This is a genomic window from Chromobacterium sp. LK1 (assembly GCF_001043555.1).
Classification (GTDB): domain Bacteria; phylum Pseudomonadota; class Gammaproteobacteria; order Burkholderiales; family Chromobacteriaceae; genus Chromobacterium; species Chromobacterium aquaticum.
The window spans coordinates 230,387-242,384 of record NZ_LDUI01000030.1; the positions used below are offsets into that span (position 1 = coordinate 230,387).

11 protein-coding genes are annotated in these 11,998 nt (G+C 64.3%); 9 read left to right on the top strand and 2 right to left on the bottom strand.

Annotated features, from left to right (window positions below):
- The first annotated feature begins 28 nt into the window (after positions 1–28).
- Both VI26_RS13975 and VI26_RS13980 read left to right on the top strand, forming a co-directional pair.
- On the top strand, positions 29–439 hold the full coding sequence (locus VI26_RS13975) for a hypothetical protein (RefSeq protein ID WP_048410345.1): 411 nt from the start codon (positions 29–31) through the stop codon (positions 437–439).
- A 200-nt stretch (positions 440–639) separates the two neighbouring features.
- On the top strand, positions 640–1,437 hold the full coding sequence (locus tag VI26_RS13980) for a hypothetical protein (RefSeq protein WP_048410346.1): 798 nt from the start codon (positions 640–642) through the stop codon (positions 1,435–1,437).
- Positions 1,438–1,638: 201 nt separating this feature from the next.
- Here the strand turns inward: VI26_RS13980 and VI26_RS13985 are convergent, their stop codons facing one another.
- Positions 1,639–1,977, bottom strand: a complete 339-nt coding sequence (locus VI26_RS13985) for a P-II family nitrogen regulator (protein ID WP_048410347.1) — start codon at positions 1,975–1,977, stop codon at positions 1,639–1,641.
- 148 nt (positions 1,978–2,125) lie between these two features.
- Here VI26_RS13985 and purL point away from each other — a divergent pair, with 148 nt between their 5' ends.
- On the top strand, positions 2,126–6,085 hold the full coding sequence (gene purL, locus VI26_RS13990; protein ID WP_048410348.1) for a phosphoribosylformylglycinamidine synthase: 3,960 nt from the start codon (positions 2,126–2,128) through the stop codon (positions 6,083–6,085).
- An 85-nt stretch (positions 6,086–6,170) separates the two neighbouring features.
- Here purL and VI26_RS13995 read toward each other — a convergent pair whose 3' ends face one another.
- Positions 6,171–7,091 carry a LysR family transcriptional regulator gene (locus VI26_RS13995; RefSeq protein ID WP_082151069.1) on the bottom strand — a complete coding sequence of 307 codons (921 nt, stop codon included), beginning with the start codon at positions 7,089–7,091 and terminating at the stop codon, positions 6,171–6,173.
- Between the two features lie 115 nt (positions 7,092–7,206).
- On the opposite strand from VI26_RS13995, the gene VI26_RS14000 reads away from it, so the two are divergent.
- From VI26_RS14000 to VI26_RS23290, 6 genes are all read left to right on the top strand, one after another.
- Positions 7,207–7,971, top strand: coding sequence for a TSUP family transporter (locus tag VI26_RS14000; RefSeq protein WP_197081470.1), 765 nt, complete (start codon positions 7,207–7,209; stop codon positions 7,969–7,971).
- A gap of 217 nt (positions 7,972–8,188) precedes the next feature.
- Entirely contained in the window at positions 8,189–8,479 is a 291-nt protein-coding gene (locus VI26_RS14005) for a helix-hairpin-helix domain-containing protein (protein ID WP_048410350.1), read from the top strand.
- Positions 8,479–9,099: a paraquat-inducible protein A gene (locus VI26_RS14010; RefSeq protein WP_048410351.1), complete on the top strand. Its 621-nt coding sequence runs from the start codon at positions 8,479–8,481 to the stop codon at positions 9,097–9,099. Before VI26_RS14005 ends, VI26_RS14010 begins: the two co-directional genes overlap by 1 nt.
- Complete coding sequence (locus VI26_RS14015) at positions 9,087–9,719, top strand: paraquat-inducible protein A (RefSeq protein WP_048410352.1); 633 nt, start codon at positions 9,087–9,089, stop codon at positions 9,717–9,719. The genes VI26_RS14010 and VI26_RS14015 overlap by 13 nt, the downstream gene beginning before the upstream one ends.
- Positions 9,709–11,337, top strand: coding sequence for an intermembrane transport protein PqiB (locus VI26_RS14020; protein WP_048410353.1), 1,629 nt, complete (start codon positions 9,709–9,711; stop codon positions 11,335–11,337). The genes VI26_RS14015 and VI26_RS14020 overlap by 11 nt, the downstream gene beginning before the upstream one ends.
- Positions 11,334–11,927 (top strand): membrane integrity-associated transporter subunit PqiC, encoded by a 594-nt coding sequence (locus tag VI26_RS23290; RefSeq protein WP_053074424.1) that lies wholly within the window; start codon positions 11,334–11,336, stop codon positions 11,925–11,927. Before VI26_RS14020 ends, VI26_RS23290 begins: the two co-directional genes overlap by 4 nt.
- Positions 11,928–11,998: the final 71 nt, after the last annotated feature.

Genomic DNA, 11,998 nt, shown 5'->3' on the forward strand with positions numbered 1-11,998 from the left:
GATCATCGATGCTCCACAACAGCCGGCCATGCCGCGCTTGCTTTACCATTTCATCGCGCTGGAAACCAAGGAAACCCATCTGCCCTTTGTCCGCTATCTGCCGGGACGTACTTACCCGCATTACTGGCAGCCGGAAGAGGTAGCGGATTACGAGGCCGCCTGCGCGCTTGGCCGTCAGTACGCCGCGCACCTGGCGCAGTTGTTGAAAAGCAATCAGCTGCATATCGGGCGTGGCTTGTTGCATCGCATCGCGCGCGACATCGATTACAGCGACCGCAGCCACCGCCGCGGCCTGCGGCTGGGCTTTTTCAACTATCTGGAGGTGTTGCTGGGTCTGGCCGGGCGGCGGGTGAGCTTGGTTCGGCACGTGGAAGCGATGCATCAGGTTCACCGTGGCCTGGACACGCTGGCGCAGTTGGAACGCAAGCGTAGGGGCTGATGCAAATGACGACGCCCCGCGGAGGCGGGGCGTCAGGATGAGTCGCGAGTTTATTTCTTTGATATGTTGATTGTTGTCAGCTTATGTTTTGTGAATATGCGGGTTTTTGAATGCGCAGGGCCATGGTTATGATTTCGTCTTGAGCACGCCAGGCGGGGCCGGCGCGCATTTGACGTCTATTAACCTGGTGTGGATGAAACATGAAACTGAAAGTGTTGACGCTTGGCCTGGCATTGTGCGCTGCGGGCGCGGGCGCGGCGGAGTTTGAATGGCTGGACACGGGGCTGACGGATTGCACGGGGCGGGATGTGGGCAGTACCAGCGGCAGCGTTCCGGATAATCATTATGCGGCAAGCGGCATGACCGCCGTGTGTTGGGATGGAAAGGTCTATTCAAACCGCAATAGCCCCGGCGTTGCGTTCTGCACCTACAAGAATGTCAGCCGCACCGCCTGCGTGGGCGGGATCAATACCGGCAAGGCGTACAGCGCGGCGCCGGTCAAGGAGTTCGCCTGGGAGGAGAAGGGCATTGGCGACTGCGCCGGCCGCGATGTGAACGCGAGTTATGGTTCCAGCTTGCCCTCCAAGGCGCTGGCCACGGCGGGGACGATAGCGGTGTGCTGGGATGGCAAGACTTACAACAACGTCAATAATCCGGGGCAGGCGTTCTGTACTTACAAATCGGCAACGGTGGAGAGCTGCACGGGCGGGCGCAACCCCGGCTGGGTGTACGCGCCGGCCAAGGTTGCCGCGATGAAGTGGCAGGCTGGCGGCATTGGCGATTGCACGGGGCAGGATTATGCGCAAACCGATGGCAAGACGCCGCATCCCAATTATCTGATCGAAGGCACGACCGCGGTGTGCTGGGATGGGGTGGAGCACTCAAACCGTAATGCGCCGGGGAAGGCGTTTTGCACCTATAAGACGGTGAAGTTGGAGCAATGCGCCGGCGGCCGGAATCCCGGGTGGATGTATTCGCCGGCAAGGGCGATCAACTGAAGATGCGTTGAGTGGCCAAGCGGCAGGCGCTTGGCCTGCCGCTTGGTCGTGGGCTTGGAACGTGTTCACGATCTCGCGAGCTAAGGCGAGACAAGGCGTTGCGACTGAGAAAGCGGAGTGTACGGTTGGGTTGGTACATGAGCATTTCGAAGCGGTTTTCAACGCCGTATCGCCGAAGCGCAGCAGGCTTTGAACAGGTTATTAGATCGCTTGCTCATTGGTTTCGCCGGTGCGGATGCGCACCACTTGCTCCACCGGGGTGACGAAGATCTTGCCGTCGCCTATCTTGCCGGTGCGGGCGGTGGCGACGATGGTTTCGATCGCGCGGTCCACCAGGTCGTCCGGCAGGATCACTTCCACTTTCACCTTGGGTAAAAAGTCCACCACGTATTCGGCGCCGCGATAGAGCTCGGTATGGCCCTTCTGGCGGCCAAAGCCCTTGACCTCGGTGACGGTCAGGCCGTTGATGCCCAGCTCGGACAGGGCTTCGCGCACCTCGTCCAGTTTGAACGGCTTGATCACGGCTTCAACCTTTTTCATGCTGGAAGCTCCTTGCTGATGAGATGAAATGCTATCCAAATGCGGAATATTTTATTAAGCGGCGGCCTTGGGGGCAATTAGCCGCTTAAAACAAACAGTGAATTGCTGTATTATGACGCGCTTTCCTGATACTTGTCGCGGGTGTCTAATGTCTTACCTTACCAAGCTCCGTGGCGGCGTTGCGCTGTCGCCGTTCCGTCTTGAAAAACTGCTTGCCGCAGCCGCCGAAGCCGGGCTGCCGGATCTCAGCATCAGTGCCGAATTCTGGCATTTCGCCGAAAGCGAAACCGAACTGACGCTGGAAGAGCAGGCCACCCTGGGCAAGTTGCTGAGCTACGGCGAAGCGCCGCTGGCCGGCCAGCCTGATGGCGAATTGTTCCTGGTGACGCCGCGATTGGGCACTTTGTCGCCCTGGGCCTCCAAGGCCACCGATATCGCCCAGCACTGCGGGCTGGGAGGGATTCACCGCATCGAACGCGGCACCGCCTTCTGGGTTAAGTCCGCACAACAATCTTTAAATGAAGAGGCTCGTCATATTTTGACGGGCCTCTTGCACGATAGGATGACGGAAACGGTGCTGGCCTCGCTGGACGATGCCGCGCGTCTGTTTGTCCATCAAGACCCGCAGCCGATGAGCAGCGTGGACATCCTCGCCGGCGGCCGCGCGGCGCTGGAGGCGGCCAACGCCGATCTGGGCCTGGCCCTGTCCGAGGACGAGGTGGAATATCTGGTGGAGAACTTCACCAAGATGCACCGCAATCCCACCGACGTGGAATTGATGATGTTCGCGCAGGCCAACTCCGAGCACTGCCGCCACAAGATCTTCAACGCCAAATTCATCATCGACGGCGAGGAGCAGGAAAAATCGCTGTTCCGCATGATCCGCGATACCCACGACGCCAATCCGCAAGGCACGCTGGTGGCGTACAAGGACAATGCCTCGGTGATCGAGGGCGCTTTCATCGAGCGCTTCTATCCGCAGCCGGGCAACCACGCTTACGCTTATCACAGCGAGCCCACCGATATCCTGATGAAGGTGGAAACCCATAACCACCCGACGGCGATTTCTCCGTTCGCCGGCGCGTCCACCGGCAACGGCGGCGAGATCCGCGACGAGGGCGCCACTGGCCGCGGCTCGCGTCCCAAGGCCGGCATGACCGGTTTCACCGTGTCCAACCTGAACATCCCCGGCTTCGTGCAGCCGTGGGAGCGTCATGGCGACGCGGCGGCGCAGTACGGCAAGCCGGACCGCATCGCTTCCGCCTTGCAGATCATGCTGGAAGGCCCGATTGGCGGCGCGGCGTTCAATAATGAATTCGGCCGTCCCAATCTGACCGGTTATTTCCGCACCTTCGAGGAAGAGGTGGAAGGCGAGATGCGCGGCTATCACAAGCCGATCATGATCGCCGGCGGCCTGGGCAATATCCAGCAGCAGCAAATTCACAAGAACGAGATTCCGGAAGGCGCGCTGCTGATTCAACTGGGCGGCCCCAGCTTGCTGATCGGCCTGGGCGGCGGCGCGGCTTCGTCGATGGACACCGGCGCCAACAGCGCGGACTTGGACTTTGACTCCGTGCAGCGCGGCAACCCGGAAATCGAACGTCGCTGTCAGGAAGTGATCGACCGCTGCTGGCAGATGGGCGACGCCAACCCCATCGTGTCGATTCACGATGTGGGCGCCGGCGGTCTGTCCAACGCCTTCCCGGAGCTGGTGAACGACGCCGGCCGCGGCGCCATCTTCCATCTGCGCAAGGTGCACCTGGAAGAAAAGGGCATGACGCCGATGCAGATCTGGTCCAATGAGTCGCAGGAACGCTATGTGATGGCGGTGCTGCCGCAGGACCTGGAACGCTTCAGCGCGCTGTGCGAGCGCGAGCGCTGCCCGTTCGCGGTGCTGGGCGTGGCCACCGACGACGGCCATCTGCAAGTGCGCGACGATCACTTCGACAACAAGCCGGTGGACATGCCGCTGGAAGTGCTGCTGGGCAAGCCGCCGCGGATGACGCGCGACGTGAGCACCCGCGAGCGCGAGCTGAACATTTTCGACGCTTCGCGTTTTGAGCTGAAGGAAACCGCGCTGCGCGTGCTGCGCAACCCGACGGTGGCGGACAAGTCCTTCCTGATCACCATCGGCGACCGCACCGTGGGCGGCATGACCGCGCGCGATCAGATGGTGGGCCGCTGGCAGGTGCCGGTGGCGGACGTGGCCGTCACCACCATGGGCTTCAACACCTATCGCGGCGAGGCGATGGCGATGGGCGAACGCACGCCCACCGCGCTGTTCGACGCGCCGGCTTCAGGCCGCATGGCGATAGGCGAGGCGCTGACCAATATCGCCGCGTCCTTTGTCGGCCATATCGGCAACGTCAAGCTGTCCGCCAACTGGATGGCCGCCGCCGGCCATCCGGGCGAGGAGGCGCGCTTGTACCGCACGGTGCAGGCGGTGTCCCAGCTGAGCCAGGACCTGGGCATCAGCATCCCGGTGGGCAAGGATTCCCTGTCGATGAAGACGGTGTGGGAAGAGGCCGGCGAGAAAAAGGCGGTGACCGCGCCGCTGTCGCTGATCATTTCCGCCTTCTCCCCGGTGGAGGACGTGCGCAAGACGGTGACGCCGGAACTGAAGGACGAGAAGGACACCGACCTGATCCTGATCGATCTGGGCTACGGCCGCTGCCGCTTGGGCGGCTCCATCTACGGCCAGGTGTGGAAGGCGATGGAAGGCAAGGCGCCGGATGTGGAAAGTCCGCATCAGCTGGCGGCCTTCTTCAACACCGTGCAGACGCTGTTGCGCGACGATATGTTGCTGGCCTACCACGACCGCTCCGACGGCGGCCTGTTCGTGACCTTGTCGGAGATGATGTTCGCCGGCCATATCGGCGTCACCATCGATCTGCAGGAACTGGTGATCGAGCGCAAGAACACTCAGCGCATCATCGACGACTTCGTGCAGCCCACCCAGGAGGCCGCCACCCATGGCCGCCTGATGCGGGTCTTGTTCAACGAGGAACTGGGCGCGGTGCTGCAGGTGAAGAAGTCCGACACGCCGGAGGTGATCTCGCGCTTCATGAAGGCCGGCATCGGCCGCGAGCTGTTCGTGATCGGCCGCGTCAATAACAAGGACCGCCTGGTGATCAAGCACCGCGGTGCCGAGTTGTTCAACGAGAGCCGTTCCGATCTGCACCGCGAATGGTCGGAAACCAGCGCCCGCATGCAGCGCCTGCGCGACAACCCGGCCTGCGCCGACAGCGAGCACCTGCTGCGTTCCAGCCCGAAAGCGCCGGGTCTGAGCGCCAAGCTGAGCTTCGATGTGCACGCCGACCCGGCGGCGCCCTTCGTCGCCCGCGACGCCCGGCCGCGCCTGGCGGTGCTGCGCGAGCAGGGCGTCAACGGCCAGATCGAGATGGCGGCGGCGTTCAACCGTGCCGGTTTCGATACCGTGGACGTGCATATGAGCGACATCATCAGCGGCCGTGTGTCGCTGGCGGACTTTAAGGGCCTGGCCGCCTGCGGCGGTTTCAGCTACGGCGATGTATTGGGCGCCGGCGAGGGCTGGGCCAAGAGCATTCTGTTCAATGCCCGCGCTCGCGATCAGTTCGAGGCCTTCTTCGGCCGCGGCGACACTTTCGCGCTGGGCGTGTGCAATGGCTGCCAGATGATGTCCAATCTGTCGTCCATCATCCCGGGCGCCGAGTATTGGCCCAAGTTCCACCGCAACGCGTCCGAGCAGTTCGAGGCGCGCTTCGCGATGGTGGAGGTGATGGCCTCGCCGTCCATCTTCCTGTCCGATATGGCCGGCAGCCAATTGCCGGTGGTGGTCAGCCATGGCGAGGGCCGCGCTGTGTTCGCGCCGGGCGCGCAGGACCAGGCGCTGACGGCGCTGCGCTATGTCGATTTCGACGGCCGCGCGACACAGACCTATCCGCTGAACCCGAACGGTTCGCCGGCGGGCATCACCGGGGTGACCACGGCCGATGGCCGCTTCACCATCATGATGCCGCATCCGGAACGGGTGTTCCGCACCGTGCAGAACAGCTGGCACCCTGCGGACTGGGGCGAGAACGGCGGCTGGTACCGGATGTTCGCCACCGCCCGCCGCTGGGTGGGTTGAGCGGCGGGACCATGGCGGGCCGGTGTTCCGGCCTCGCCTGATGCACTCTACGAACGGAAGCCTGGGCTTCCGTTTTTTCATGGCATCAGCGCGGGTTCAGGCCGTGGCCGGCATCGCGGGCCGCCGCGCGCACCGCTTCCAGCAGCAGCCGCGCCTTGCGCGGAATGCGGCGGCTGGCGAAGACCGCGTGCATCTGCGGATTGTCGCCATGGCTGGAAACGATGCGGTAATCCGGGCACAGCCGCAGCAGCTGGCCGGCGCGCACCAGCGGCTCGGCCAGCCAATCGCCCATGCGCGCGATGCCCAGGCCGGACTGCACCGCGTGGAGCACGGCGCTGCCGGAGCTGACGCGGTGCCAGGGCGTCAGATTGAGGCTGACCTGGTGGCCGGCTGAGACGAAGTTCCAGGCTTTCAGCACCCGCGGCGCGGAATGGATCAGCACGCGGTGTTCCGGCAGTTGCTCCGGCGTTTGCGGCGCGCCGTGACGCTCGACATAGGCGGGGCTGGCGTAGAGGTGGCGCTGGTAGTCCCACAGCGGGTAGCCGATCAACTCGCTGGAGGCGGGGAAGGCGCCGCGGATGCTGAAGTCCAGTTTCTCGCGTATCGGGTCCAGTATGGTGTCGCTATAGAGCACGTCGAAACGCAGTTCAGGATTGGCGTCGGCCATGCGCGCCAGCACTGGCGGCAATAGCGCGTGGCTCATCGCCTCCGGCGCGGAAAAGCGCAACAGGCCGCGCGGCGCCTCGCTCATGGTCGCCAGCTCGTCCTCGGCTTCTTCCTGCAGGTCCAGCATCTTGCGCGCCGAGGTGTAATAGCTTTCGCCGGCCAGGGTCAGGCTGAGCTGTTTTTGCGAGCGCGCCAGCAGGCTGTTGCCCAGCGCTTCTTCCAGCGCTTGCACCGCGCGGGTGGCGCTGCTGGGCGAGGTGCCCAGCTGGCGCGCGGCGGCGACAAAGCTTTTTCTTTCCACCACCGCGCAGAACACGCGCAATTCCCAAAGCGATTTCATCTCCGGCCTCATTCAGATCGTTGCAATTTCCGCAATACGGTATTGCAAGCATGCGCGGCTGGCAAGGCATAGAATATTGTCCTGATCGCAAGCGGCGTCTAGCCAGGAGAAGTGAATGTTGTTGACCTTGAGTTTTCTGTGCGTGATTGCCTTTGCCGCCGGTCTGGTGGACGCCGCGGTGGGCGGCGGCGGCCTGATTCAGATTCCGGCGCTGTTCAGCGCCTTGCCCAATCTGGCGCCGGCCACGGTGTTCGGTACCAATAAGCTGGCGGCGGCGATGGGCACCTTGTCCGCCGCGCGTTCCTATCTGAAGCGGGTCAAGGTGCCGTGGCGCTTGGTGCTGCCGGCGGCGGTGGCGGCCTTCTTCATGTCCATCGCCGGCGCGGCCACGGTCAGCTTGATCGACAAGGCGGTGTTGCGGCCCCTGGTGCTGGCGCTATTGGTGGTGATGGCGGTGTACACCTTGTGGAAGAAGGACTTTGGCTCCCTGCACAAGCCGGTGGCGATAGGGCGGCGCGAAATGGCGATAGGCATGGCCATAGGCGGCGCGATTGGTTTTTACGACGGCCTGTTCGGCCCCGGCACCGGCAGCTTCCTGATGTTCCTGTTCATCCGCTTCTTCGCTTTTGATTTTCTGCACGCCTCGGCCTCGGCCAAGGTGGTGAACCTGACCACCAATTGCGCGGCGCTGCTGTTCTTCATTCCGGCCGGCCATGTGCTGTTCCAGTACGCGCTGCCGATGGCGGTGTGCAATATGGCCGGCGCGACGGTGGGCACCTGGGTGGCGATGAAGAAGGGCACCGGCTTTGTGCGGGTGTTGTTCCTGCTGCTGACCTCCACCTTGATCCTCAAGCTGGGCTGGGACATCTTCCACGGCTGAGAACCTGTTCAAGTCCGCCGCGCTTGGCTAGACCCGGCGCGGCGCGCGCTGTTTCGCCAAGCGCAGGCGCCGCGCTCCCTTCATTTCCTCCACTGTTTTCCCTCTAGATCTCGCGCGGGCTGGCGGCATCGTCAAAGGCTTTTGGGCCCTGCCGGCTTTTGAACTCTGGCGCGGCGTCCTTTATGATGCGGGTTGTTGTCATCTGCGCCGAGAGTTTATGCATCCATCACGTTGCCCGCCGGCCGCGCTGGCGCGGCATTTGCGCGAGCTGCCCAATATCGGCCCCAGCCTGGCCGAGGACCTGCGCCTGCTCGGCATCGACGAGCCGCGCCAATTGCGCGGCGCCGACCCCTTGCGGCTGTACCATCGCTTGTGCGAGCTCACCGGAGCGCGCCAGGACCCGTGCGTGCTGGACACGCTGATGTCGGTGGTGCATTACATGGACAGCGACGAGGCGCGGCCGTGGTGGAGCTTCACCGCCGAGCGCAAGGCGAAAGGCGGCTATTGATGGCGCGGCCGGACCCCGAATTCAAATTGAGCGCCTGCCACGATTGCGATCTGCTGCTGCGGGTGCCGACCGTGGGCGAGGACCGGGTGTGCTGCCCGCGCTGCGGCGCCGTGGTGCACCGCTACGGCGCGCAGCGCCAGGATGCCGAGCTGGCGCTGCTGCTGACCGGGGTGATCGCCTTTCTGCTGGCCAATGTCTATCCGGTGGTGACGCTGGAGGCGGCCGGCGTCCGCAGCGCGGCCACCCTGTGGCAGACGGTGGTGGCGCTGGAGCGCCAGGGCATGCTGTCGGTGGCGATGCTGGTGATGTTCACCGGCATCGTGATGCCGTCGCTGGAGTTGGGCAGCATGCTGTATGTGCGGCTGCCGCTGGCCTTCGGTCACGTGCCGCGCGGCTTTCCCTGGCTGATGCGGTTGAAGATATTGACCCGCCCGTGGTGCATGGTGGAGGTGTTTTTGCTGGGCATCCTGGTGTCTTTGGTCAAACTGGTCAGTCTGGCCACCGTGCATGTGGGCGTGGGCCTGATGGCCTTGTTCGCCTTGATCATGCTGATGGCGGCCACCGCCAGCCGTTTCAATCCGGAAGATTTGTGGGAGCGTTATCAGCAATGTCGGGCTTAGAAGTGAAAACCGCTGCCGACGCCAGCTTGTGTCTATGCCACGGCTGCGGCCTTCTGTGCCGGATCGGTGAGGGCGCGCAAGCCTGCCCGCGCTGCCACGCCGCGCTGCACTCGCGCAAGCCGCACAGCCTGCAGCGCAGCTGGGCCTTGCTGCTGGCTGCGATGGTGGCCTATCTGCCGGCCAATCTGCTGCCTATCATGGAAACCTCCACCATCATGGGCATGCAGAACGACACCATCATGAGCGGGGTGGTGTATTTGTGGAAGTCCGGTTCCTGGCCGCTGGCGCTGGTGGTGTTCACCGCCAGCGTGCTGGTGCCGCTGCTGAAGATTCTGGCCTTGCTCTTGCTGCTGGTGACGGTGCAGCTGGGCTCGGGCTGGGCGCCGCGGCAGCGCACGCGGCTGTATCGCATCGTCGAGGTGATAGGCCCGTGGTCGATGCTGGATATTTACGTGGTGGCCTTGATGGTGGCGCTGGTGCAATGGCAGTCGCTGGCGTCGATCAAGGCGGGGCCGGGGGCGATCGCCTTCGGCACGGTGGTGGTGCTGACCATGGTGGCGGCAATGAGTTTCGATCCCAGGCTGATCTGGGATCCGGTAAAGGAAGATGATGAGCAGTGATAAACCCGAAACCCCGGCCGAGGCCGACGACGATCTGCCGCTGGCGGTGCCGGTGAAGCGGCGGCGCTGGTCGCCCTCGCTGGTGTGGCTGATTCCGGTGCTGGCGGCGGTGATAGGCGGCTGGCTGGCGGTGAACGCCGTGCTGTCGCGCGGACCCACCATCACCATCGCCTTCCAGAACGCGGAAGGCCTGGAGGCGGGCAAGACCCGCATCAAGTACAAGGATGTGGAAATCGGCGAGGTGAAGGCGGTGTCGGTGAGCCCGGATCGCCAGGCCATCCTGGTCACCGCCGAACTGAGCAAGAACGTGGATGACTACCTGGTGGCGGACAGCCGCTTCTGGGTGGTGCGGCCGCGCATCTCCGGCGGCAGCGTGTCCGGCCTGGGCACGGTGCTGGGCGGCTCCTACATCGGCATGGACGTGGGCAAGAGCAAGGAGCGCCGCACCGAGTTCAAGGGCCTGGAAGTGCCGCCCATCATCAATGCGGATCTGCCGGGCAAGATGTTCGTGCTGCGCTCCGACAACCTGGGCTCGCTCAATGCTGGATCGCCGGTGTATTTCCGCCGCGTGCCGGTGGGGCAGGTGGTGGGCTATGAGCTGGACCCGGCCGGCAGCGCGGTGAAGCTGTCGGTGTTCGTCAACGCGCCCTACGACCACTTCGTCACCGTCAACAGCCGTTTCTGGCACGCCAGCGGCATCGACGTGGCCATCGGCGCCAATGGCCTGAGCGTCAATACCCAGTCCTTGGCGGCGATCGCGCTGGGCGGCATCGCTTTCGAAACCCCGTTGAGCGACGGCCCGGACAAGACGCCGGACGCCAAATACCTATTCCTGCTCAATGAAACCCGCGAGAAGGCGCTGCAAAACCGCGACCGCGAAACCCAATCCTTCCGCTTGAAGTTCCGCCAGTCGGTGCGCGGCCTGACCGTGGGCGCGCCGGTGGATTTCCGCGGCATCACTTTCGGCGAGGTCACCGCCATCGGCATCGAATACGCGGCGGATCGCAAGGATTTCGACATGACGGTGGATATCCGCACCTATCCCAGCCGGCTCAACACCTTGTCCGGCGACCATCGGCTGTCGGCGAAGATTTCGGTGGAATCGCTGGTGCGCAACGGCCTGCGCGCCCAGCTGCGCTCCGGCAGCCTGATCACCGGCCAGCTTTACGTGGCGCTGGATTTCTTCCCCGAGGCCAAGCCCGCCAAGGTGGTGATGCGCAACGGCATGACCGAGCTGCCGACGCTGCCGGGCGATCTGGAGGAGTTGCAGCGGGTGCTGCAGCGCATTGCGCGCCGTCTGGACAAAGTGCCGTTCGACAGCATAGGCGAGGAGCTGAACCAGTCGCTGAAATCACTGCATCAGACGCTGGACGGCATGCGCAAGCTGTCGGAAAACATGGATGGCAAGGTATTGCCGCAGGCGGTGAAGACGCTGGAAGACTTACAGAAAACCTTGGAAAGCACGCGTCAGACGATGCGGGTGGATTCGCCGCTGCAGCAGGACGTGCGCGCCGCGGCGCAGGAGGTGTCGGAAACCGCGCGCAGCTTCCGCGCCTTGGCCGACTATCTTGACCGGCATCCGGAGGCACTGATCCGCGGCAAGGGAGATAAGAAATGAAGATCATCGCATTGAGCCTGACGGCGCTGGCGCTGCTGAGCGCCTGCGCGTCGCCGGCCACCACTTTTCACCAACTGCGCCCGGCGTTGCCGGCCGCCAGCCAGAACCCGGCGCAGGGCGTCAGCGTGATGGTGGGCCCGGCCACGCTGCCGGCCGGCCTGGAGCGGCCGCAGCTGGTGGTGGAGGGCGCCGGCGGCAATATCGAGCTGCTGGATCTGCAGCGCTGGGCCGGTCCGCTGGACCGCATGTTGAGCCAGACGGTGGCGACCGATGTGTCCCGCGCCTTGGGCTTGGTCAGCGTCTACGCCTATCCGCAGCCGGGCATGGGCGGCGGCGATGTGCGGCTGCTGCTGGATGTGCGCCAGCTGCGGCTGCGTCCGGGGCGCGACGCGACGCTGGAGGTGGCCTGGCAGGCTGTGCCGGGTCGCGGCGAGCGTCAGCCGCTGGCCAGCGGCTATTTCAACCGTAGCCAGCCGCTGGCCGCCACCGATGCCACGGCCGCCGCCGCGGCGCTGCAGGCGCTGGTGACGGAGCTGAGCCGGCAGTTGGCCGGCGACCTGGGGCCGGCGCTGGCGGCGTTCAAGCCTTAGAAGCTAAAGGACTTCAAGGCCTTGCTCCGGCCTGGCGCGCGAGCGTAAACCGGTTCTTAGAGCCTGTTCAA

Coding starts and splice junctions, on each gene's coding strand:
- VI26_RS13975 (WP_048410345.1), top strand. CDS start 29: ATGCCGCGCTTGCTTTACCATTTCATCGCGCTGGAAACCAAGGAAACC.
- VI26_RS13980 (WP_048410346.1), top strand. CDS start 640: ATGAAACTGAAAGTGTTGACGCTTGGCCTGGCATTGTGCGCTGCGGGC.
- VI26_RS13985 (WP_048410347.1), bottom strand. CDS start 1,977: ATGAAAAAGGTTGAAGCCGTGATCAAGCCGTTCAAACTGGACGAGGTG.
- purL (WP_048410348.1), top strand. CDS start 2,126: ATGTCTTACCTTACCAAGCTCCGTGGCGGCGTTGCGCTGTCGCCGTTC.
- VI26_RS13995 (WP_082151069.1), bottom strand. CDS start 7,091: ATGAAATCGCTTTGGGAATTGCGCGTGTTCTGCGCGGTGGTGGAAAGA.
- VI26_RS14000 (WP_197081470.1), top strand. CDS start 7,207: ATGTTGTTGACCTTGAGTTTTCTGTGCGTGATTGCCTTTGCCGCCGGT.
- VI26_RS14005 (WP_048410350.1), top strand. CDS start 8,189: ATGCATCCATCACGTTGCCCGCCGGCCGCGCTGGCGCGGCATTTGCGC.
- VI26_RS14010 (WP_048410351.1), top strand. CDS start 8,479: ATGGCGCGGCCGGACCCCGAATTCAAATTGAGCGCCTGCCACGATTGC.
- VI26_RS14015 (WP_048410352.1), top strand. CDS start 9,087: ATGTCGGGCTTAGAAGTGAAAACCGCTGCCGACGCCAGCTTGTGTCTA.
- VI26_RS14020 (WP_048410353.1), top strand. CDS start 9,709: ATGAGCAGTGATAAACCCGAAACCCCGGCCGAGGCCGACGACGATCTG.
- VI26_RS23290 (WP_053074424.1), top strand. CDS start 11,334: ATGAAGATCATCGCATTGAGCCTGACGGCGCTGGCGCTGCTGAGCGCC.